14 protein-coding genes and 1 pseudogene are annotated in these 21,758 nt (G+C 39.3%); 11 read left to right on the top strand and 4 right to left on the bottom strand.

Annotated features, from left to right (window positions below):
• Positions 1-24: 24 nt before the first annotated feature.
• A complete protein-coding gene (locus L656_RS0102905) occupies positions 25-969 on the bottom strand; it encodes a hypothetical protein (RefSeq protein ID WP_024598139.1) in 945 nt (314 codons plus the stop codon).
• A gap of 383 nt (positions 970-1,352) precedes the next feature.
• Between L656_RS0102905 and L656_RS0102895 the strand changes: the two genes are divergently transcribed.
• The 10 genes and pseudogenes from L656_RS0102895 (at position 1,353) to rluF (ending at position 16,925) form a co-directional block, all read left to right on the top strand.
• Entirely contained in the window at positions 1,353-1,655 is a 303-nt protein-coding gene (locus tag L656_RS0102895; RefSeq protein ID WP_007580752.1) for an isoamylase early set domain-containing protein, read from the top strand.
• A gap of 9 nt (positions 1,656-1,664) precedes the next feature.
• A complete protein-coding gene (gene malQ / locus L656_RS0102890; RefSeq protein WP_024598138.1) occupies positions 1,665-3,659 on the top strand; it encodes a 4-alpha-glucanotransferase in 1,995 nt (664 codons plus the stop codon).
• The gene (glgB, locus tag L656_RS0102885) at positions 3,660-5,900 is read left to right on the top strand and encodes a 1,4-alpha-glucan branching protein GlgB (protein ID WP_024598137.1); all 2,241 of its coding nucleotides are present in this window, start codon (positions 3,660-3,662) and stop codon (positions 5,898-5,900) included.
• Complete coding sequence (glgX, locus tag L656_RS0102880) at positions 5,893-7,956, top strand: glycogen debranching protein GlgX (protein ID WP_024598136.1); 2,064 nt, start codon at positions 5,893-5,895, stop codon at positions 7,954-7,956. The genes glgB and glgX overlap by 8 nt, the downstream gene beginning before the upstream one ends.
• On the top strand, positions 7,949-10,486 hold the full coding sequence (locus L656_RS0102875; RefSeq protein WP_024598135.1) for a glycogen/starch/alpha-glucan phosphorylase: 2,538 nt from the start codon (positions 7,949-7,951) through the stop codon (positions 10,484-10,486). Before glgX ends, L656_RS0102875 begins: the two co-directional genes overlap by 8 nt.
• A gap of 14 nt (positions 10,487-10,500) precedes the next feature.
• Complete coding sequence (glgC, locus tag L656_RS0102870) at positions 10,501-11,802, top strand: glucose-1-phosphate adenylyltransferase (RefSeq protein ID WP_024598134.1); 1,302 nt, start codon at positions 10,501-10,503, stop codon at positions 11,800-11,802.
• Positions 11,803-11,885: 83 nt separating this feature from the next.
• Complete coding sequence (locus L656_RS0102865; protein WP_024598133.1) at positions 11,886-13,421, top strand: glycogen synthase; 1,536 nt, start codon at positions 11,886-11,888, stop codon at positions 13,419-13,421.
• Positions 13,422-13,510: 89 nt separating this feature from the next.
• Complete coding sequence (locus L656_RS0102860) at positions 13,511-14,725, top strand: EAL and HDOD domain-containing protein (RefSeq protein ID WP_024598132.1); 1,215 nt, start codon at positions 13,511-13,513, stop codon at positions 14,723-14,725.
• Between the two features lie 30 nt (positions 14,726-14,755).
• Positions 14,756-15,826 (top strand): DUF418 domain-containing protein, encoded by a 1,071-nt coding sequence (locus L656_RS0102855; protein ID WP_024598131.1) that lies wholly within the window; start codon positions 14,756-14,758, stop codon positions 15,824-15,826.
• Positions 15,827-15,912: 86 nt separating this feature from the next.
• A pseudogene (gene rluF / locus L656_RS01000000121845) lies at positions 15,913-16,925 on the top strand (23S rRNA pseudouridine(2604) synthase RluF).
• Positions 16,926-17,115: 190 nt separating this feature from the next.
• On the opposite strand, the gene L656_RS0102845 reads toward rluF, so the two are convergent.
• On the bottom strand, positions 17,116-17,700 hold the full coding sequence (locus L656_RS0102845) for a hypothetical protein (protein ID WP_024598130.1): 585 nt from the start codon (positions 17,698-17,700) through the stop codon (positions 17,116-17,118).
• A 49-nt stretch (positions 17,701-17,749) separates the two neighbouring features.
• A complete protein-coding gene (locus tag L656_RS0102840; RefSeq protein ID WP_024598129.1) occupies positions 17,750-18,004 on the bottom strand; it encodes a hypothetical protein in 255 nt (84 codons plus the stop codon).
• Between the two features lie 242 nt (positions 18,005-18,246).
• On the opposite strand from L656_RS0102840, the gene L656_RS0102835 reads away from it, so the two are divergent.
• On the top strand, positions 18,247-18,579 hold the full coding sequence (locus L656_RS0102835) for a PBPRA1643 family SWIM/SEC-C metal-binding motif protein (protein ID WP_010552992.1): 333 nt from the start codon (positions 18,247-18,249) through the stop codon (positions 18,577-18,579).
• 110 nt (positions 18,580-18,689) lie between these two features.
• Here L656_RS0102835 and L656_RS0102830 read toward each other — a convergent pair whose 3' ends face one another.
• Entirely contained in the window at positions 18,690-21,758 is a 3,069-nt protein-coding gene (locus L656_RS0102830; RefSeq protein ID WP_024598128.1) for an efflux RND transporter permease subunit, read from the bottom strand.

The raw sequence follows: 21,758 nt of genomic DNA, 5'->3' as shown, positions 1-21,758 counted from the left end.
AGCATTTATGATCCCAGCAGCAAATTAATTTGTTGCTGCATTGATTGTGATAGGTGTTGTTTTTGCTCTTTTAATCACTTCTTTGGTTGCTTCATCTAATTTTATAAAATAAGCATTACCGCCTATGCCTTTAAACTCTTCATCTGTAAATACAATGGTGTTGTCGTCAAAAAAGGTGACCGCTTCTTTTTGTGTAACAATTCCTAAATCTATTTTTGAAACATCACCAGAGAAAAATTTATCACCTTCAAAGTTTTCAAATAACCAAAGACTGGTTGAATCAAGTAAGACTAATTTTTTACGATCAGGGCTAAGCGCTGCAGAGGTTATCCAGCATAGTTTTTCAAGCGTGGTACATGTTTTAAAAGAGTCGATTAACTCAGCCTTAAAATTAGCCGCATGATCGCCTACTTTATACACTTTAGTAATACCATCGAAAGGCTCAGTACGGTTTTTGGTAAATAAATATAAGTGACGACCTAGTGCTACAAATGCCTCTAAATCAAAATTACGGTTATTAGGTTTTATTGGACTGCCATCCATTTCGGGGTAGGTGAACTTGATTATTTCGGCTTGGGTTGTATCTGTTTTTATATCTATCGGGTTTTCTATTTTATAAATAGTGAGCCATCTACGGTCGTTTTTGTTATTGCCAAAATCCCCTAAAAAAAAGTGCCCAAATTTATTTTGGGTCATATCTTCCCAGTCAATATTTTTAGCGTTTTCAACTAGTATTTCTTTGGCGATAGAGCCATCTTGATTAAGGCGGTAAAGCTTGGGTTCATTGCCTCCATCGTTTATCGCCCATAGACGTTTTTGTTTATCAAATTCAATACCTGAGATTTCTTTTAATTTAGGATCAACTGAGATTTCTTTTTTACTATAAAGGGTATAGATTGAAGAACCAACAAGTGTGGCTATTATTAAAAAGGCGATTGCTATAGTTATTAAAATGCTTTTTTTCAACATGAAAATTATGATATTTCAGAGTATTAAGATGCTGTGTATTATCACTGATGAAAGTACAGAACAAAAGGGTTTTATAAATTTAGGCAATACTTTTGGATTATTTCACGTTAAATTCAGTTAATTAAATAATATGTGATGTACGCTTAGTTGGTTCAAATATTGCTCTGTACTAATGAGCTTTTTAAAAAAGATTGTTTATATACTAACCGCACTTTTTAGGTGCAGAAAAAATGAATTGTTGCACTGTAATAATGCGTAAATAAAGTTTTGGTTAACTTAAAACGTGTTTAATGATTTTGAATGGAATCCACATCGCCTTTTTGTTTAGTTGTATGGCCTGTGGCAAAGATTAAGTACCCTTTTTGGTTTAGTTGGAGCCTGCTATGTTGAATAAACGTTTTTTTAAAACAAAAGATGAAGCTGAAGTAACCTTTGAATTCTCTCATCCAGAGGCTGAAGAAGTTTGCTTACTAGGTGAATTTAATGATTGGCAACCTGTGCCAATGAAGCTTAATAAAAAACAAGGTGTGTTTAAATTTAAGCAACGCTTACCTATCGATCAACAATTTCACTTTCGTTATTTAATAAATGGAGACATTTGGGATAACGACCACCAGGCTGATGGTTATATTGGCAATACATTTGGCACAGAAAACAGCATAGTAAATACTCAACGCATTAATTAAGGCGATTCAATGGATGCTCTTTCGCAGTTGTTTTATCTGCATGGTATTGGCTTTGAATTCACTAAGTATACAGGTGAACAAGTGTTTTTTAGTGAAGACACGCGTAAACGTGCTTTGCAATGTTGTGGTGTTGATACAAATAACGAAGCTGAAATAACTCAACTAACTTATGATTTAGATGCATCGCTTTGGCTGGATTTAGTACCCAGTGTGAGCTTAGTTGAGCAAAAAACATGTGTTTTAAAGCTTCGTATAGATGAACGTCAGCAGTATTTAGCCGCTAATATTAATGTTCCTTCTCTTGGGATGAATATAGTTCTTGAGAACCTTTATAATTTGGCGATTACAGGTGAATATTATTTACATGGCGTTCGCTATATTGAGCTTGCACTGCCTTTAGAAACGATGCCAATAGGTTACCATGAAGCACAGGTTCAAGTAGGTGAACAGCATGCAATTACGCAACTTTGGTATGTGCCTGAGCAAGTTTACCAAGTTGAAGACAAAAAGCGCACTGGGTTATCTATTCAGCTTTACACATTAAAAAATAAAGCTCATTTAGGTATTGGCGACTTTGACGATTTACTAACGCTTACAAAATTATGCAGCTCGCAAAATATGGATTACATATTACTTAATCCACTGCATTTGTTATTTGCTGATATGGCAGAGCGAGCCAGCCCTTATAGCCCTAATAGCCGGGCTTTATTAAACCCTCTTTATATTTCTATAGTATTAAGCGAAGACGCACAAAATAACGCAGTTTTACATGACCTCATGCAACGAGACGATGTAATCACACTTATAAAAAGTAATGATCAATTTATAGATTATGAAAATGTAAGCCGTATAAAGTATGCGTTATTTGAGGCGCTTTATAATCAGTTTGAATTAACGGCAAGTGATGAGCGTCGCCGTGCATTTACAGATTTTTGTGATACTCATTCAACTACGTTAAAGACCCTCGAATCAGATAACGTAACATTTGATTATTACTTGCAGTGGCAAGCGCATATGCAATTGGCATTGTGTCAAAAAAGTTGTGCAGAGCTAGGTATGGCAATTGGCTTAATTAACGACTTAGCCGTTGGCTGTGCGGGTGATGGGGCTGAATTTAAAAATCAAAAGCCACTGTTTAGCCAAGGTGCAAGTGTAGGTGCTCCACCTGATCCATGGGCCGAAGCTGGCCAAAATTGGGGGCTTCCAGCACTAAATCCTCGAAGTCTTAGTAATAATCACTACCAATATTATCGCTCGCTCATTCGCGCAAATATGCAAAATGTAGGTGGACTTAGAATTGACCACGTAATGGCTATTAGGCGCTTATGGTGGTGCTTTGAAAATAATGGCGAACAAGGTGGCTGTTATGTTTACTACCCGTTTGAGCACTTACTCGCCATTTTAAAAATTGAATCACATATTAATCAGAGTATTGTTATTGGAGAAGATTTAGGCGTTGTGCCGCCAGAGGTAAGGCAGGCTCTAGCTTCAAGCGGTATATTTTCTAACAGCTTATTTTATTTTGAAAAACAACACAGTGGAGAGTTTTTAGCGACAGATGAGCTAGCAGCACAGTGTTTGTTAATGATAGCCAATCATGATGTACCGCCTTTTACAGGTTGGTGGCAGCATGCTGATTTAAATATTAAGCAACAATACAAGCTTATAACTTGCAGTGAATACGAGCAATTAAAGCAACAACGAATAGAAGAGCAGCATAGGATACTACGATTTATTAATCGCCATACCAATACGACCGAGCTTTTATTAGATAGTAATTCAGTCGAAGTATATAACGCACTAGCATTGTGTTTGGCAGGTTCTCAATCGCGTCTATTTGCAATTCAAATAGACGATTTAGATGAGCAGAAATACCCGGTTAATATCCCCGGGACAGATAAAGAATATCCTAATTGGCGACGTGTATTAACGCATACCAGTGAAGAAATATTTACTAAAAATGGCTCACTTTTAGCTGCTATCGATTCAATAAGGAAAAGTTAAATGAGCAGTACAATTAATAAAAAATCGTCAGCACAGGACAGCTCAGTAGAAGAAAATAGCTATGATGCACAAGTACATGCATTAAATACAGGACGATTTAAAGACCCATTTAGCTTTTTAGGGGCACATAAAACAGATGCCGAAGTTGAAATCCGTCTTTACTTACCTTGTGCAATAAACGTAAGTGTTACATTAAATAATAAAAGCATTGAGGCGCAGCGCTACCAACAAAGTGACTTATTTATAGCTAAAGTTGATGCTCTACCCACCGCGCCTTATCAATGCATTGCTAAGTACACAAATAGCAGCATTACCTTTTATGATGAATATAGTTTTGAAAGCACACTTGATGCAGAGGCTATGTATTTATTTAACGAAGGCAGCCTTGAACATGCTTACTCTCATTTTGGTGCACATTTTAGTACTCAACAAAACGTAGAGGGTGTGCGCTTTTGTGTATGGGCACCCAATGCAGCAAGTGTTTCTATTATTGGTGAGTTTAATTTTTGGCAAGCTAATCGCCACTTTATGCGTTTTCATCCTGCAAGTGGTGTATGGGAGTTATTTGTACCGGGTCTTAAAGCCGACATGTGCTACAAATTTGCAATTACCGCGCAAAGTGGAGAAGTACTCGAAAAAGCCGACCCCTATGCCTTTAAAATGCAACAAGCACCGGGTACTGCAAGTGTTCTGCAGTATAAACCGGAACCTATAAAGCTTGGCGAAAAGGCACTTCAAAACAGGCAAAAACGCAATCATATTGATGCGCCAATTAGTATTTATGAAGTGCATTTAGGCTCATGGCAACGCGCTGAAAACAACCGTTATTTAAGTTACACAGAGCTTGCTGACAAACTCGTTAGCTACGCCCTTGAAATGAATTTTACTCACTTACAACTTATGCCAATAAGTGAATACCCGTTTGATGGTTCGTGGGGGTATCAGCCTGTTGGTTTATTTGCTCCTACTAGCCGTTTTGGCGACTACAACAGCTTTAAATACTTTGTAGAGCAGTGCCATAAAGCGAATTTGGGTATTTTACTTGATTGGGTACCAGGGCATTTTCCTAGTGATCCGCATGGTTTGCACCGATTTGATGGCACTCATTTATATGAGCATGCCGATAAGCGCCAAGGTTTTCATCCTGATTGGAATACCTACATTTATAACTACGACCGCCCTGAAGTTAAAAGCTTTTTGATTTCAAATGCTATGTATTGGTTACATCAATTTGGATTAGATGGTCTGCGTGTAGATGCCGTAGCCTCTATGTTATATTTAGATTACAGCCGAAAAGAAGGCGAGTGGGTTGCTAATTGTTATGGCGGGCGCGAAAACTTAGGTGCAATTGAGTGTCTAAAGCAAGTCAATATGCGCAGTTATAAAAACAACCCAGGCATTATGATGGTGGCAGAGGAGTCAACAGCGTGGCCGGGTGTCACCCAAAGTGTTGAGCACAACGGTTTAGGCTTTGGCTATAAGTGGAATATGGGTTGGATGAACGATAGTTTGCATTACATGCAGCACGACCCTCTTTATCGTCAGCATCATCATCACGAAATGACTTTTTCGATGGTATACGCTTTTAGCGAAAACTATATATTGCCATTAAGCCACGATGAAGTAGTACACGGTAAAGGCTCGTTAATTGAAAAAATGCCAGGCGATGATTGGCAGAAATTTGCAAATTTACGCGCTTACTACGCATTTATGTGGGCACACCCGGGTAAAAAACTCTTGTTTATGGGCGGTGAAATTGCTCAGAGAAAAGAGTGGGGGCACGATCATTCTATCGATTGGCATTTACTTGAACACCAAAGTCATAACGGTATAAAGCAAACCGTAAAAGCGCTAAATACCGTTTATAAAAACCAACCCGCGTTGTATGAGTTAGATTCGAGTGCGGCTGGCTTTACCTGGATAGATAACAATAATAATCAGCAGAGTATTTTAAGTTTTGTCCGCTATGCTAAAAACGCAAAAGACTTTGTGGTTGTTATTGCTAATTTTACCCCCGCGTCATATGAAAACTATATTATTGGCGTACCGAGTAAAGGGCGTTACAAGGTTATCTTAAATACAGACAATACTCAGTTTTTTGGCTCTGGCGTTGAGGTAATTAAAGATTCATCGCAGATAGTTCACGCTAAAAATGAATCAAATCATGGCTTTAAACACAGTATTTCAATTGCCATTGGTGGCTTAACAACTATTTACTTACAAAAGGTTGATGATGAGTAACCGATTTGATGTAGCCCCCGGTAATGTAGAACCGCTAGGCTCTTGTGTTATCAATAATGGAGTTAACTTCTCGCTTTATGCGCCAGGTGCAAGCCAAGCTTATGTGTGTTTGTTTGATAAAAGTGGCCATTCAGAAATCCTAAAAATGGCGATGAATATTAACGAAGGTGGCATTTGGAGTATTCATATTTCGCCATTAAACGCCGGCGCACTTTATGGTTTTAGAGTCGAGGGTGAATATAACCCTAAAAATGGCCAACTGTTTAACGAAAATAAGCTACTTATAGATCCATATGCAAAGGACTTGTTTGGTGAGTTCACATGGAGTGAACGCCATTATGGGCAAATGCCAATTGGTACTAAAAGCACCGTAAATAATGCGATTGATATACCTAAATCAAAAGTAGCTGCTCCTACGTTGTACGCGCATAAAAAGCCAAACCACCTTTGGTCAAACACGGTTATTTACGAGTGCCATGTTAAGGGAACAACGTGTCGTCATCCTAAAATACCTAAATCTCTACAAGGGAAGTTTTTAGGATTAAGCCACCCAAGCTTTATTGAGCACTTACAAAGCTTTGGCGTTACAGCAGTTGAGCTTTTACCTGTTCATTCTTTTATTAGTGAGCAATTTTTAACAGGAAAAGGGCTGCAAAACTATTGGGGTTATAACACGCTTAACTTTTTTACCCCCCATAAAGACTATTTGGTGAACGACGATATAAACGAGTTTAAGCAAATGGTGCGCGAGCTTCATGCTGCCGACATAGAAGTTATTTTAGACGTTGTTTATAACCATACAGCAGAGGCAGGGGCCGATGGCCCAATATTATCGCTAAGAGGCTTTGATAACTTAGCGTATTACCGCACAGTAGAGGGTCAGCCTAATGTATATATAAACGATACCGGCTGTGGAAATACAATAAATATTGATCACCCTAAAACACTACAACTTGTTCTTGATAGCCTTCGTTATTGGGTTGAGGTAATGGGGGTTGATGGTTTTAGGTTTGATTTAGCGACGATTTTAGGGCGCTCAAAAGCAGGCTTTAGCTCTGCACATACTTTTTTACAAGTGGTAGCTCAAGACCCTGTGCTTAATAAGGTTAAGTTAATAAGTGAGCCTTGGGATATAGGTCCTGGTGGCTATCAGTTGGGTGCATTTCCGCCGCCATGGCGAGAATGGAACGATCAATATCGCGATGTAATTAGACGTTTTTGGCAAAGTGAAACGGGCATTATTGCCAACGTTGCAAAACGTTTGCATGGATCGTTTGATATTTTTGAGCACAGCCAACGTGGACCACTTAATAGCATTAACTTTATAACGAGTCATGATGGTTTCACGCTTGCCGATTTAGTGAGTTATGAGGAAAAGCATAACGAAGCTAATGGTGAGCAAAGCAGAGATGGACACAGCGCAAATCATTCGTTCAACTGTGGAGTAGAAGGCTTTACTAGTGACTCAAAAATAAACGCACTGCGTTTGCAGCAACAAAAGAACTTTTTACTTACTTTGATACTCTCAAAAGGTGTACCCATGATTGCCGCTGGCAGCGAAATGGCGCACTCTCAAGGGGGTAATAACAATGCTTATTGCCAAAATAATCGCACTAGCTGGCTTGCCTGGAAAGATTCTCAACTTAATCATTCGCTAACACGATTTATTGATGATGCTTTAAAAATTAGACGCGCGCACAGTGCGTTCAAACACAGTGTATTTTTAGATGATATAGACGAGCGTTTTACCGTTAAGTGGTTTACCGAACAAGGTAAAACCATGACCGACGCTCATTGGCATGAAGATACCAGACAGTTTTTAATGTATAGCTTACTTGATAAGCAAAACAATCATGCATTACTGATGGTATTTAATGCCAGTAAAAAAACAGTTTTTTGCCAAATGCCGCCTTCGCCTATTAATGCGCCGTGGCAAATGGTTTTATCAAGTGTAAATAATGCATCTGTGAGTAGTAATGAAGATGCGATGGTTGAAATTTCAGCACAAAGTAGTTGGGTTTTTAGTGCTAATTTAGAGGATGTAAGTCATGGCTAAACAAAGTGAACAAGTGTGTGTAGTAAAGGGCTGGCAAGAAGGTCCTGTTATAGATGAAAGTACGCTTAAAGATGACTTAACACGGCATTTTTATTATACCCTAGGTCGCGATAAGGTCGGCGAATCAAGACTGTATTTATACCATGCTTTAGCGCTGACTATTCGCGACAGACTTGTTGCCCGCTGCAGAGAAACGAATCAACAAATTAAGCAAGAAAAACGCCGCAAAACGGCTTACCTTTCTCTTGAATTTTTAATGGGACGTGCGCTGGGTAATGCAATACTAAACCTAGATTTAGACGACCAAGTTGCTGCTGCATTACAAGAATACTGCACAACAGTAGAAACGCTTGAAGATGCCGAGCACGACGCAGGCTTAGGTAACGGTGGTTTGGGCCGCCTAGCTGCTTGTTTTTTAGATAGCTGTGCAAGTCTTGCGTTACCGGTAATTGGTTATGGTCTTCGTTACGAATACGGCATGTTTAACCAATCCATTAAAGATGGCAACCAAATTGAGCAACCAGATAACTGGCTGCGCGAAGGGCACCCATGGGAGCTAAGCGCGCCAGAGCATGCAAAACGTGTGAAATTTGGCGGTTATGTGCAAAGTTACACAGATAAATTTGGCCGAGAGCATCGTCAATGGATGAGTTCACAAGATGTATTAGCTGTACCTTACGATGTACCTGTCCCAGGTTATAAAAACAATATTGTAAATACGCTACGCTTATGGAAATCAGAAGCGACAGATGAATTTAATTTGACCGAATTTAATGCAGGCAGTTACTCAGAAGCCGTTGCACAAAAAAACCTAGCTGAACAAATTACCATGGTGCTGTATCCAAACGACAGCAGCGAAAATGGTAAAGAGCTTAGATTGCGCCAACAATACTTTTTATCATCTGCGAGTATTCAAGACGTAGTTGATCAGTGGGTTTCCCAACATGGCGAGAGCTTTAGCGACTTTGCTGACTTTCATGTTTTTCAGTTAAACGACACGCACCCAAGTATTGCTGTTGCAGAGCTGATGCGTATTTTAATTGATGATTACGAACTTGATTGGAACGATGCGTGGCAAATCACCACCAAAACGATGGCCTACACAAATCATACGCTACTTCCTGAAGCGCTTGAAAAGTGGTCTGTTTCGTTGTTTTCAAAATTATTACCACGCATTTTAGAAATAGTTTACGAGATAAACGCACGCTTTTTAGCACAAGTTGCACAGCAATGGCCGGGTGATGTTAATAAACAGCGTGCATTGTCGTTGATTGAAGAGGGCGATGAGCCGCAAATTCGTATGGCTTACTTAGCCATTGTAGGTAGTTACTCTGTAAATGGCGTAGCAGCACTGCATACCGAACTGTTAAAAGCGGGCCTATTTAAAGAGTTTTACGCGCTGTGGCCTGATAAGTTTAATAACAAAACAAATGGTGTTACACCAAGACGTTGGCTTGCACATTGTAATCCTGTTTTAAGTAAATTAATCAGCGAAAAAATTGGTCATGACTGGGTTAAGAACTTCTCAACAATTAGCGACCTACGTCGTTTTTACGATGACAAAGCATTTCATGGGCAATGGCAAAATGCTAAACGCGAAAACAAACAGCGTTTAGTTGATTTAGTTAAAGCACGCTGCGATGTTGATTTTGACGTATCGATGATGTTTGACGTACAAGTAAAGCGTATTCACGAATACAAACGTCAGCTATTAAACATACTTCATGTGATTCATTTATATGACCGTATTCGCCGTGGTGATACCCAAGGGCTTGTTCCTCGCTGTGTTTTATTAGGTGGTAAAGCAGCACCGGGTTATTACATGGCTAAAAAAATTATTAAGCTTATTAATAACGTGGCAGAGGTTATAAATAAAGATCCGTTAGCAGCCCCGTATTTACGCGTCGCCTTTTTACCTAATTACAACGTAACCGCTATGGAGGTTATTTGCCCTGCAACCGATTTGTCAGAGCAAGTATCTACTGCAGGCAAAGAAGCGTCGGGTACTGGTAACATGAAGTTTATGATGAATGGTGCATTGACGATAGGGACGCTCGATGGTGCAAACATTGAAATTAGAGATGCCGTTGGTGCAGACAACTTCTTTTTGTTTGGGGCACAAGCGCATCAAATTGATGATATTAAATCGCGTTACAATCCTGAGCACTTAATCGCACAAAATAGCGATTTAAATAATGTAATGCACTTACTCGAAAGCGGCCATTTTAACTTGTTTGAACCATGCTTATTTGACGATATAACAAATGCAATTAAGAGCCCGCACGATCCATGGCTTGTTGCGCACGATTTTGAAAGTTATGTAGCAGCTCAAAAAGAAGTTGATAAAGCTTACGCAGATCAAACCTACTGGACACAAATGAGTATTTTAAATACGGCAGCCAGTGGAATGTTTTCAAGTGATAGAACCATAAGCCAATACAGTGAAGACATTTGGCATTTAGAACCCCTCAATATTAGTGAAACAGACTTAACGACAACTAAAAGCCATGCCACTAACAGCCTAGACTAAATGGAGAGAGTATTATGCCCAATTATGCAAATCGCTACATAAGTAGCCTAACCAGAGAAACTTACGCGTTAATACTGGCAGGCGGACGCGGTTCTCGCCTGCATGAGCTAACCGATTGGCGAGCAAAGCCAGCAGTTTATTTTGGTGGTAAACATCGAATTATCGATTTTCCACTATCAAACTGCATTAACTCGGGTGTGAGACGCGTTGGTATTGCCACACAATATAAATCGCATTCATTAATTCGCCATGTAAACCGAGCTTGGGGCCACTTTAAAAAAGAGCTGGGTGAGTCGGTTGAAATACTACCTGCATCTCAGCGCCAAGGTGATGATTGGTACTGTGGCACCGCCGATGCTGTTTTTCAAAACATAGATATTATTCGCCACGAACTCCCTAAATATGTGATGATTTTATCAGGAGATCATGTGTACCGCATGGACTATGGCGCTTTATTGGCTGAACATGTGCAAAAAGGGGCTGATATGACGGTATGTTGTATTGAAGTGCCTGTTGAAGAAGCTGCAGACACATTTGGTGTAATGACCGTTGATGAAGAAAATAGAGTGTGCCGTTTTGATGAAAAACCAGCAATGCCGAGTTCTGTACCTGGCAAGCCAGGTACATGTTTAGCATCAATGGGAAACTACATTTTTAATACTGAATTTTTGTTTGAGCAACTTAAAAAAGATTCTGAAAATGAAGGTTCTGGCCGAGATTTTGGTCACGATATTATCCCCGCGATTATAGAAGAGCATAATGTATTTGCGTTCCCATTTAGAGATCCAAATCAAGAAGGGCAACCTTATTGGCGTGATGTAGGTACACTAGATTCGTTCTGGGAGGCTAATATGGAACTGGTAATGCCAGAACCACAACTCGACTTATACGACCCAACGTGGCCAATATGGACATATCAAGAGCAGCTACCACCTGCTAAGTTTATTTTTGATGACGATGATAGACGCGGTATGGCCTTGGACTCAACCGTGTCGGGTGGGTGTATTATTTCGGGCTCCGCAGTTAGAAAATCCCTCTTGTTTTCTAATGTGCATGTTCGCTCATTTTGTACCATTGAGCAGTCGGTAATTTTACCCGGTGCAGTTATAAACCGAGGCTGTAAAATTAAGCGTGCGATAATAGACAGAAGCTGTGAAATACCTGCAGGCCTTGAAATAGGCTTTGACCCTAAAACAGATGAAGAAAACGGCTTTAGGGTATCTAAGAAAGGCATCGTTCTTGTTACTCGTGATATGCTCACTGAGCTTGCAAAAAAGTTAGAGCGCCAAGCGCGTGAGAATAAAAAGCTAGCGTAACAATAAGTTAAATATTAAGCACGACAACAAAGCTTGCTCATTTATGAGCAAGCCCACACAGGTTTAAAGGAAGTAGTAAATTAATGCATGTATTAATGGTTGCAGCAGAAAATGACGCGTTACCAGGCGCAAAAGTAGGCGGTGTGGCAGATGTAGTACGCGATGCCCCAAGGGCGCTCGCAAAGCAAGGTATAACGGTTGACGTTGTTATTCCTGACTACGGGTTTGAGCCGCTTGAGCGTATTTATATAGGTGAAGTAACCGTTGCATTTAATGCTCAACCGCATGTATTAACAGTTTTTAAAGTACAACAAGCCCAAAATAATGTAAGCCAAATTGTTATCAGCCACCCGCTATTTAGTGAATCAGGCAGTGTATATTGTAACGATGCACCGGGGAGACCTTTTGCAACTGATGCGACAAAATTTGCTTTATTTAATGCAGCCGTCTGCGAAGCATTATTACAAGGTGTATTAAAGCGCCCTACAGCGCTACATTTACATGATTGGCACAGCGCCTGCGTTGCAGTTTTACTTAAGTTTGAGCCACGTTATAGCTCACTTAATACCTTACCCATTGCCTACACAGTGCATAATATTGCACTGCAAGGTATAAGACCCTTTAAACATGATGATTCAAGCTTAGAGGCATGGTTTCCGTCACTTAGCTATAATGGCCAGCAACTATGTGACCCGCGTTATCCGCATTGCTTTAACCCTATGCGCAGTGCAATAAATCTGTGCGATAAAATACATGTTGTATCACCAACCTACAGCCAAGAGGTTCTTGAACCTAGTAATTACGAGCATGGTTTTTTTGGTGGCGAAGGGCTTGAGCAAGATCTGCAAAATGCAGCAAGCCAAGGTAAGCTTGTCGGTATTTTAAACGGATGTGAGTATCCAAGTAATGAACTTGAAGGGGTAACTCTTGCCAATTTTTATAGCCAAGCCGAGAACACTTTATTTACTTGGATGGCAAATAGCGAGCAGTTACAAAGCGGCTACTATATTGCCCACCAACGACTAAAGCAATTTAAAGCAACGATTAATAATGGCCCATTAGTCACAAGCGTTGGCCGACTTACAGATCAAAAAGTGTTGTTATTGTGCCAGCAGGTTAATGGAGTATTAGCTATTGATAAAGTGTGCCAAGTTATTAATGAATATAACGGCAGACTCATTGTTTTAGGTTCGGGTGACAAAGAACTCGAAAGCATATTTACCAAAGCAATGGCGCGAAATTCTAATCTTTTATTTTTGAAGGGTTATGGTCAAGGTGTTGGCGATTTAATGTATCAACTAGGTGACTTATTTTTAATGCCAAGCTCGTTTGAACCCTGTGGCATTAGCCAAATGCTAGCAATGCGTGCCGGGCAACCCTGTTTAGTACACAGTGTTGGCGGATTAAAAGATACGGTAAAACATCATGAAAATGGTTTTAGCTTTAATGGCGACACGTTAGCAACACAAACGAGTAATTTAATTAGCTGTTTAGACGAAACTCTCTTAATTAAAAAGCAGAATCCTAAAAAGTGGCATAAAATAAAGCAGAGCGCAGAGCAAATGCGTTTTTCGTGGCCGCAAGTGGCAGCTGATTATATAACAACCTTATACCGGTAAATCGTTACTGTATTGCAAAGTTTAGTGACAATTGTGCCTGCTTAGGGTTTAATTACTTAGTATTATATAAAAACTAAGAAGTAGGTAATGTGTCTGTATTTGTTGCAAGGCAAGCAATATTCAATCGAAGTAAAAAAGTAGTAGCCTATGAGCTACTTTTTCGTGATAGTCCTAAAAATTATTTTCCAGATATTGCCGAAGGCCAAGCAACAGCAAGGCTTATTATGGAAAATCAATTAAATTTAGGCACACGCCATATTACATCAGGCAAAAAGGCACTTATTAATATAGGGCCTGAATCATTAAAACTCGATTTATGTGCTTTTTTACCATGCCAAGATGTTGTTATTGAGTTGCTTGAAAGCATTGAACCTACCGACGACAACTATGAACTATGCCGAGGTTTATTTCACAGTAACTATAAGCTCGCACTCGATGACTTTGTGTATAAACCACAGTGGGATCGTTTTTTAAAGCTTGTGAAGCTCATTAAATTTGATATTGCAATTACACCTCTTAGTGAAATACAACCAATAATTAAAAAGTTACAAGCACATAAACAAATAAAAATACTTGCCGAAAAAATAGAAACACAAGATGACTATAAGCTAGCCTTTGATATGGGGTTTGATTATTTTCAAGGCTATTTTTTTGCAAAACCCACCATGATAAAGCAAAACGACATTGACTATAACTATGGTTTAGTTGTCGCTATTTACGCCGAAATAATGAAAACAAGTCCAGATATAAAAACTATATCTGGACTATTTGAGCTTGATGCTGCACTAGCATATAAATTGCTGCGTTTAATTAACAGTGGCGTTTTTCCTATACAAAGCCAAATATCGTCATTGAAGCAAGCGCTTGTGTATTTAGGGCATGAACGCCTTAAAAAGTTTGTCAGCCTTATTGTTACTGCTCATACCGCAGGTAAAAAACCTGCAGAGCTAATGCAAGTGTGTGTTGTACGTGCTCGCTTTTGTGAGCTTTTGGCAAAAAAGGTTAATAAGAGCCAGTCAGGCGAAGCATTTTTAACTGGGTTATTTTCGTTGCTCGATGCAATCCTTGATCAACCCATGAGCTTGCTTGTTGAAAAGCTACCTTTTCCTGATGAAATAAAAACGGCATTATTAGGGGACAAAAACACACTGTATTATATTTTAAATGTTGTTAAAGCATACGAAACAGGAAGCTGGTGGGCACTTGAGCAAGCCGTACTTCTGCTAAATATAGATAGTGCTATACTACCTCCACTTTACCAGCAGTCAGTCGATTGGGCTGACAGTTATAAGAACAATATTTAACGGATAATAGCTTTAATGCGCAATTATAATATGGACTTTATTCGCGGCGTTGCCGTGCTTGGCCTAGTTTACATGAATGCTTACGCCTTCGGCCTTTTTGAATACGGATATACCTCCTTAACTAATCCTCCTGTTAGCGACTCAATTATTCATACCTTTAGCAGCGTGTTTGTAGACGGGCGTTTTAGAACGCTGTTTAGTTTGCTTTTTGGTGCCGGGCTTTACATTCAGTGGCAACGTTATAAGTCTGAATTGCAGTTAAAAAGCAGACTTTATTGGTTAATCCTCTTTGGGTTAGCACATGGTTTTTTACTTTGGGCAGGTGATATTTTATTTGTTTACGGTGTATCTGGCTGGTTTGTTATTAAATATCTAGAGAGTGATAACAGCGTACTTTTAAAAAGAGGACTTGAGTTTATTTTGTTATCGGGGGTAGCTACTTTTCTTATAGTATCTAGCGTACCCGATGAAGTGATTTACCGCGATTCAGCACAGTTTATAGATTTATATAACCCACACTATATTGATTACTTTATTAGTAACCTCGCTATGAACACATTGATGCTTGTTATGGTGCCAATAATGACAATGTGGATGTGCGTGGGCCTTATGCTCATTGGCATTTATTTATATAAACAAGACGTTTTTAGTAAAGGCTTAACGACTCAGCAATTAATAGTTTGCGGTGTAATGACCCTTGTTTTTTGTGGAATCAGGCTTTATGCATCACAGCTTAATGGCAGCTTAGGGTATGGGGTGCAAGAGTTTGTAAATATGTTTGCAGCCCTGGGTATGGCTACGCTGTATATTCATCTAATTGTTAAATTTTGCAGTAACAGCGCAAACGTTGGCACACTTATTCAACAAGCAGGGCGCTTAGCATTTACTTTATATATTAGCCAAACTCTCGTGCAATTATTGTTATATAAAGTGCTATTTACGCATTGGGTGCTCAGTTTTGATCGTATTGACTATTGGTTAGTTGCATCGGCATTAGTTGCGCTGCAGCTCATATTTACCTTTTTATACAGCCGCTATTTTAATCAAGGCCCGCTTGAATGTGTATGGCGTAAATTAACGAAAGCAAAAATTAATGCTTAAACACCTATAAATAGTAAATTAGGGGCGAAAAAATAGTGCGGGTGGTTTACACTACTCGCCTTAAAAATTACTACGCTATAAGTGCCATGACCGAATTAAAACGTTTAAATAAATTTATTAGTGAAACAGGATTTTGTTCACGCCGCGAAGCCGATAAATATATTGAGCAAGGTCGTGTCAGCGTTAATGNGTAGCCGCTACCGATGTTGTATTAATTGATGGTAAGCCTCTTAAAGCCACGCCAAAGCGCGTTTACATTGCCTACAATAAACCCGTTGGCATAACGTGTACTACCGAAAGTAAAATTCAAAGTAATATTATACGAGCAGTTAACTATCCAACGCGTATATTCCCAATAGGGCGCTTAGATAGACCGTCTGAAGGGCTTATATTTTTAACCAACGAAGGCGACATCGTTAATAAAATTTTGCGTGCTGGCAATAATCACGAAAAAGAATACGTTGTTACGGTAGATAAACCGCTTAATCGTCAGTTTGTTACAAAAATGGCGAATGGCGTGCCTATTTTAGATACCGTCACTAAAGAATGTAAAGTAACGCAAAGCGGTCCCAAAGAATTTAAAATAGTACTTACCCAAGGCTTAAACCGTCAAATACGCCGCATGTGTGAATACTTAGGCTACGAAGTTGTAACCTTAAAGCGTACGCGCATAATGAACGTAACACTTAAAGGTTTAAAAGTAGGGCAGTGGCGTCATCTATCAGATATTGAAATGGCGCAAATAAACGATTCGATTTCTGACTCAGGTAAAACCCAAGAGCACTCGCTTGATGCTAATAAGCAATCAGAAAATAATGCACCTTTAGCACCTAAAAAACGTGATTTTCAGGGCGAAAACCCACGACGCTTTAATAATGGTGATCGAAATAGTGAGCGTAGTAATGAGCGAAATACAAATCGTAGCTCTGAGCGTAGCAATGCTAACGGAGAGCGCAAAAATGAGCGAACTAATACTCCTTACCAAAAGCGTTCTACAACGTATGTGGGTAAGCCAAAAAGCATTAAAGAAAACAAGTCGTCTAATGCTAAATCAGACTCAAAACCAAGCTCAGGCCGTATTCTCAGCCTAAAAAAATAGTGTGCAGCTAAATGATGGTATTATACCAATCTGCTTAATTAATTGAGCTATTTTGAGGTAAGAAAACCGTGTCGATAACAAGGCAAAAATTTCGTTATTTAGTTGTTCTATATCAGAAATTTTTAACACAGTTAGCGTCAGGTTTAAGCCCTCAAATTGATTAAGTATTATTGCGGATTGGTATTTATCACTACCACTGTATTTCTTGTACTATATTACCCAGTGGGCTTTTAACGCCCACTAAATTTATATTGTTATTTTGCAAGCTCACCAACTTACTCTTATCTAAATACCATCTAAAACTGTGTTTCCTGTAGCTTTTTAAGTCGAGCACAGTCAGTTTTGAGCAACTGTATTCATAATCAGTTGGGCAAGTGCCTACTTCAAGTAATTGATATTCTTGCTGCCATATATTGTCGCTGTACTTATTGGCAAGTAACTTTGCTGAAATACATACCGACGTCCACAACCATAAGTAAATTAAAATAGGCAAAAACAGTGGTATAAATGCGCTGCGGAACTTCCCATGCACATCAATATAATCTTTGACCGTATGTTTAAATTCAAAGTTACTATTATACTTTTTATATAAGTGCCTAAATAAAACTACCGACAGCACTATCGTCATTATAGGAAATAACGTAAACGTTAAAGTGTCATACATACCATTGGAGATAAAAGCGGGATCGGCTTGTTCATCCCATGCAAGTAAAGCAAGTGGGGGAGCAGTTGCTAAAAATAGCAGAGCGCTATTGAATAGTTGTTTAAAGGTCACAGGTTATCCGCTTATAAAGTGTTGCTTTGTATGAAGCCTCAATTAGCTCTTAAGTGCTAAAACCGATGTAAAATAAGAGTATACCTAAATAAATTGCAATCGCAGATAATGCGTTTTTAGAGCGCAGGCGTTTAGCTAGATCGCGTGTACCATCAACCATGCCTGAAATCACAAGTAGTAAACCACCTGTAAATCGGTAGTTGTTTAAGTTTACATTACCATTATCGTCAGTTATAAAACGTAAATAACCAAAAAGTATAAAAAGGCTGCCCGCTATTAGTAGTGCAATTTTAAAGTTTTCCAAGGCTTTTCCATAATATTGAGTTAGATATTAAAACGCCACTGAGTCTAGCTAGTATAATTTTACTATATTTCGAATTCAAATTTTGCCTAAATCCATTAAATGTCCTCATTATGTCGCTATATTAGGCGTATATACGCTAAAGCTTGATTTATATTGTGCATTAGCAAGTACACCTTAGTTATATGTTGGGTAAGCTGTTAAGATGCGCCGTCTTAATAATGTAGAAAGGTTATAGAAGTAACATGTCAAAATTTTTCTTTATGGGTAAGCCCGACATAATGGGTAAAAATAACAGTAATGGATTTGCGCCAAATCGTACCGCAAAGGTAGGCACAGAGTTACACCCGTTAACGCTAATTGTAAACTCAGCTGAACGACAATCAGAAATAGAAGCCATACTAGAAGAGCATTCGCTGTTTGCTTCAATTGAAGTTAAAGCAGACGTACCAGAAGATATTCGCGAACTAGACTTTGCGCTTAGTAAATCCACACCACAAGTATTTGATAAAGTACCAGAGCGTAACGCACCTTGTGTATGTGGTAGTGGCAAAAAATATAAAAAGTGTTGCGGTTAGTTTCTTAACAACTAAATATGTAGCCTTTCTTTTTTTATCAGTATTAAATAAAAATGCCACAGGATTTTGAACCTGTGGCATTTTTTAATGTTAACCAATTATATGTTTAACTACTTACGAGGCTCGTAATCAATTCTAAATATCACGGTGTACAGTACCGGCACTACAATTAGAGTCAAAATTGTAGCAAAGCCCAAACCAAACATAATTGTTACCGCCATTGACTGGAAGAACACGTCAAATAACAGCGGGATCATACCCAAAATAGTAGTTATAGCTGCCATTGCAACTGGTCGTACACGGCTCACACCAGAGTCAAACACGGCTTCATAGGGCGATTTACCTTCCCTTAATTCAAGGTTTATTTGATCAACTAATACAATACCGTTTTTAATTAGCATACCGCTTAAGCTTAACAAACCAAGTAGCCCCATAAAGCTAAACGGAGCATTCATCGCTAGTAAGCCCGCGCTTACACCAATAATAGCCAAGGGTACAGTTGCCCAAATTACAAGCGGCTGTTTAAGCGAGTTGAAAAGTAGTACGGTTACTGCAAACATAGCTAAATAGCCCAGTGGTAATGAGCCAAATATTGCTTTTTGCGCTTTGCTTGATGACTCAAACTCACCGCCCCATTCTAGTTGGTAACCACGTGGTAGTTCCATGTTCTCTATTGGGCCGCGAATACGTGCAAATAATTTAGCGGGTGTTTCGTCCCCTAATACATTGTGATCGGCCATTACTGTAATAGTTCGTTTGCGATCGCGGCGCATTATTAGGCTGTCTTCCCACTGCACATCAAATTCGTCTACAACTTGAGTCACTGGTATAAATACACCAAGAACTGGGCTGTATATTTGAAGGTCGTGTACGCTTTCTACGTTTAAGCGCTCGTTAGCAGGAGAGCGAGCAATAATAGGTAGTAACTGTGTACCATCGCGATATACGCCCACTTGTTTACCCGATAAGCTCGTTAGCAACACATTATCTAAGTCTGATTTACTAATACCTAATCGACGTGCTTTTTGCTCGTTAAACTGCGGGCGAATCATTTTGGTACGTGCGCGCCAGTCATCACGAATATTATATGCACCTTCGTCTTCACCAATCAGCTCTTCGGCTTTAGCGGCTAGTTGTCTTAAAATAACAGGATCAGGGCCTGAAAAGCGCGCTTCTATTTTTGCATCAGTAGAAGGGCCAATTTCCATCGGTTTAATTTTAAGCTGTGCAGAGAGTGCATGATTGCTTGAGTAATCACGCACTGTTTGCATTACAGTTGCTACGGCTTCTCTGTCGGCAACACGAATAATTAATTGCCCATACGCGGGATATGATTTTTCAGGCGCGTAGGTAAGCATAAAGCGCGGTGCACCTTGGCCTGTAGTACTTGTCACTTCTTCAACAAGGTCTTCTTTTTGCAAAAACTCTTCAAGCTTTTTAACGCCTTCAAGGGTTGAGCGAATATCAGAGCCTTGCTCTTGCCAATAATCTACATAAAACATAGGTGTATTAGAGGCAGGGAAAAACGACTGTTTTACAGAGCCAAAACCAACAACCGCAGTACACAGCAAAACAACCATTAATATAAGCGTGGTTTTTCTAAAGTGCAGCGCTAAATCTAAAATCGCTTTATAACCATTAAAAATAAAACCTTTGTACGGGTCTTCATCTTCTTGGCCTTCTTCGTTTTTAAATTCGTTTTCTTTAAACATTAAATTGGCAAAAAATGGCGTTAACGTTATGGCCGTTATCCAGCTTAATAAAAGCGAAATAAACAACACCCAAAACAAGCTACCGGCAAATTCACCACTGGCATCAGAGCTTAAACCAATTGGCGCAAACGCAGTTACTGCAATTACTGTTGCACCAAGTAAGGGCCATTTTGTTTGTTCAACAATATTAACAGCCGCTTTTAGTTTTGTTTGGCCACGTTTAAGGTTTATAAGTATGCCTTCGGTGACGACTATGGCGTTATCAACTAGCATACCAAGAGCAATAATAAGTGCTCCAAGCGATATACGTTGCAAGTCGATAGCAAACAACTTCATAAATATAAACGTACCCAGTACGGTAAGCAGTAAAATACCACCAATTAAAATGCCGCTTTTTAAGCCCATAAATAACAGCAGTACAACAATAACAATCGCAATGGCTTCAAGTAAGCTGATAATAAAACCATCAACCGATTTTTGGACCTCTTGTGGTTGGTTGTATACCGAATTTATGTGAATACCATGAGGGCGTTGATATTCAAGTGATGCTAAATGCTCGTCTATGTTTTTACCCACATCAACCACGTTAACACCCGACATAAACGACACGCCAATAAGTAAAGCTTGCTGAGAGTTATAACGAATAATGTTATTTGGTACTTCTGCGTACTCTCTGTAAACCTTTGCTACATCGCCTAAATAAATAAGCTCATTGGCCCCTGATTTTGAAATTAATAAGGTTTCGAGCTCTTTTACATCTTTAAATTCGCCAGTAGGGTGCAAGCGAATTGACTCATCGCCCACACGAATTTTACCTGCGTTAGATACGGTGTTTTGCGATTGCAATAACTGGAATATATGGCTTGGCGCAATACCTAATTGAGCAAGCTTACGCGTAGAAACTTCAACCATTACTTGCGCTTGTTGTTGCCCCGCAACGGTTACTTTACTAACGCCTTTAACCAATACCAGCTCACGCTTTAAAAAATCGACGTAATCTTTAAGCTCGTCATACGAGTAGCCATCGCCGGTTACCGAATACATAACACCGTAAACATCGGCAAAGTCATCCAAAATAGTACTAGGATAAACACCACTGGGTAACGACGGAGAAAGGTCGTTAATTTTACGGCGCATTTCATCCCAAATTTGGCGAAGCTGCTCTTTACGATAATTGCTTTTCATTTCTACTGAAATTTGCGATTTACCGTTAGATGAAATGGAGGTAACGTAATCAACATAAGGGAGTTGCTGAATCGCGTTTTCAATCGGAAAAGTAACTTCTTCTTCAACTTGCTGCGGCGAAGCGCCAGGGTACATGGTAATAACCATGGCTTTTTTAAGCGTAAACTCAGGGTCTTCTAGTTGCCCTAAATCAAAGTACGACACACTACCGCCAATTAATAGCAGCAGCGTAAACATCCAACTGATTACTTTTTTCTCTATGGAGAGTTGTGCAAAGCTCAT

The sequence above is a fragment of the Pseudoalteromonas sp. TAE56 genome, from assembly GCF_000497955.1.
Lineage (GTDB): Bacteria > Pseudomonadota > Gammaproteobacteria > Enterobacterales > Alteromonadaceae > Pseudoalteromonas.
The sequence above is the reverse complement of the archived record's forward strand: the minus strand, read 5'-3'. Positions and strand labels throughout refer to the sequence as shown.

Excerpts from the sequence above, each read along its gene's own strand:
- L656_RS0102905 (WP_024598139.1), bottom strand. The coding sequence starts at position 969 with ATGTTGAAAAAAAGCATTTTAATAACTATAGCAATCGCCTTTTTAATA.
- L656_RS0102830 (WP_024598128.1), bottom strand. The coding sequence starts at position 21,758 with ATGAGCTTTGCACAACTCTCCATAGAGAAAAAAGTAATCAGTTGGATG.
- L656_RS0102895 (WP_007580752.1), top strand. The coding sequence starts at position 1,353 with ATGTTGAATAAACGTTTTTTTAAAACAAAAGATGAAGCTGAAGTAACC.
- L656_RS0102865 (WP_024598133.1), top strand. The coding sequence starts at position 11,886 with ATGCATGTATTAATGGTTGCAGCAGAAAATGACGCGTTACCAGGCGCA.
- L656_RS0102875 (WP_024598135.1), top strand. The coding sequence starts at position 7,949 with ATGGCTAAACAAAGTGAACAAGTGTGTGTAGTAAAGGGCTGGCAAGAA.
- L656_RS0102855 (WP_024598131.1), top strand. The coding sequence starts at position 14,756 with ATGGACTTTATTCGCGGCGTTGCCGTGCTTGGCCTAGTTTACATGAAT.
- glgC (WP_024598134.1), top strand. The coding sequence starts at position 10,501 with ATGCCCAATTATGCAAATCGCTACATAAGTAGCCTAACCAGAGAAACT.
- L656_RS0102835 (WP_010552992.1), top strand. The coding sequence starts at position 18,247 with ATGTCAAAATTTTTCTTTATGGGTAAGCCCGACATAATGGGTAAAAAT.
- glgX (WP_024598136.1), top strand. The coding sequence starts at position 5,893 with ATGAGTAACCGATTTGATGTAGCCCCCGGTAATGTAGAACCGCTAGGC.
- glgB (WP_024598137.1), top strand. The coding sequence starts at position 3,660 with ATGAGCAGTACAATTAATAAAAAATCGTCAGCACAGGACAGCTCAGTA.
- malQ (WP_024598138.1), top strand. The coding sequence starts at position 1,665 with ATGGATGCTCTTTCGCAGTTGTTTTATCTGCATGGTATTGGCTTTGAA.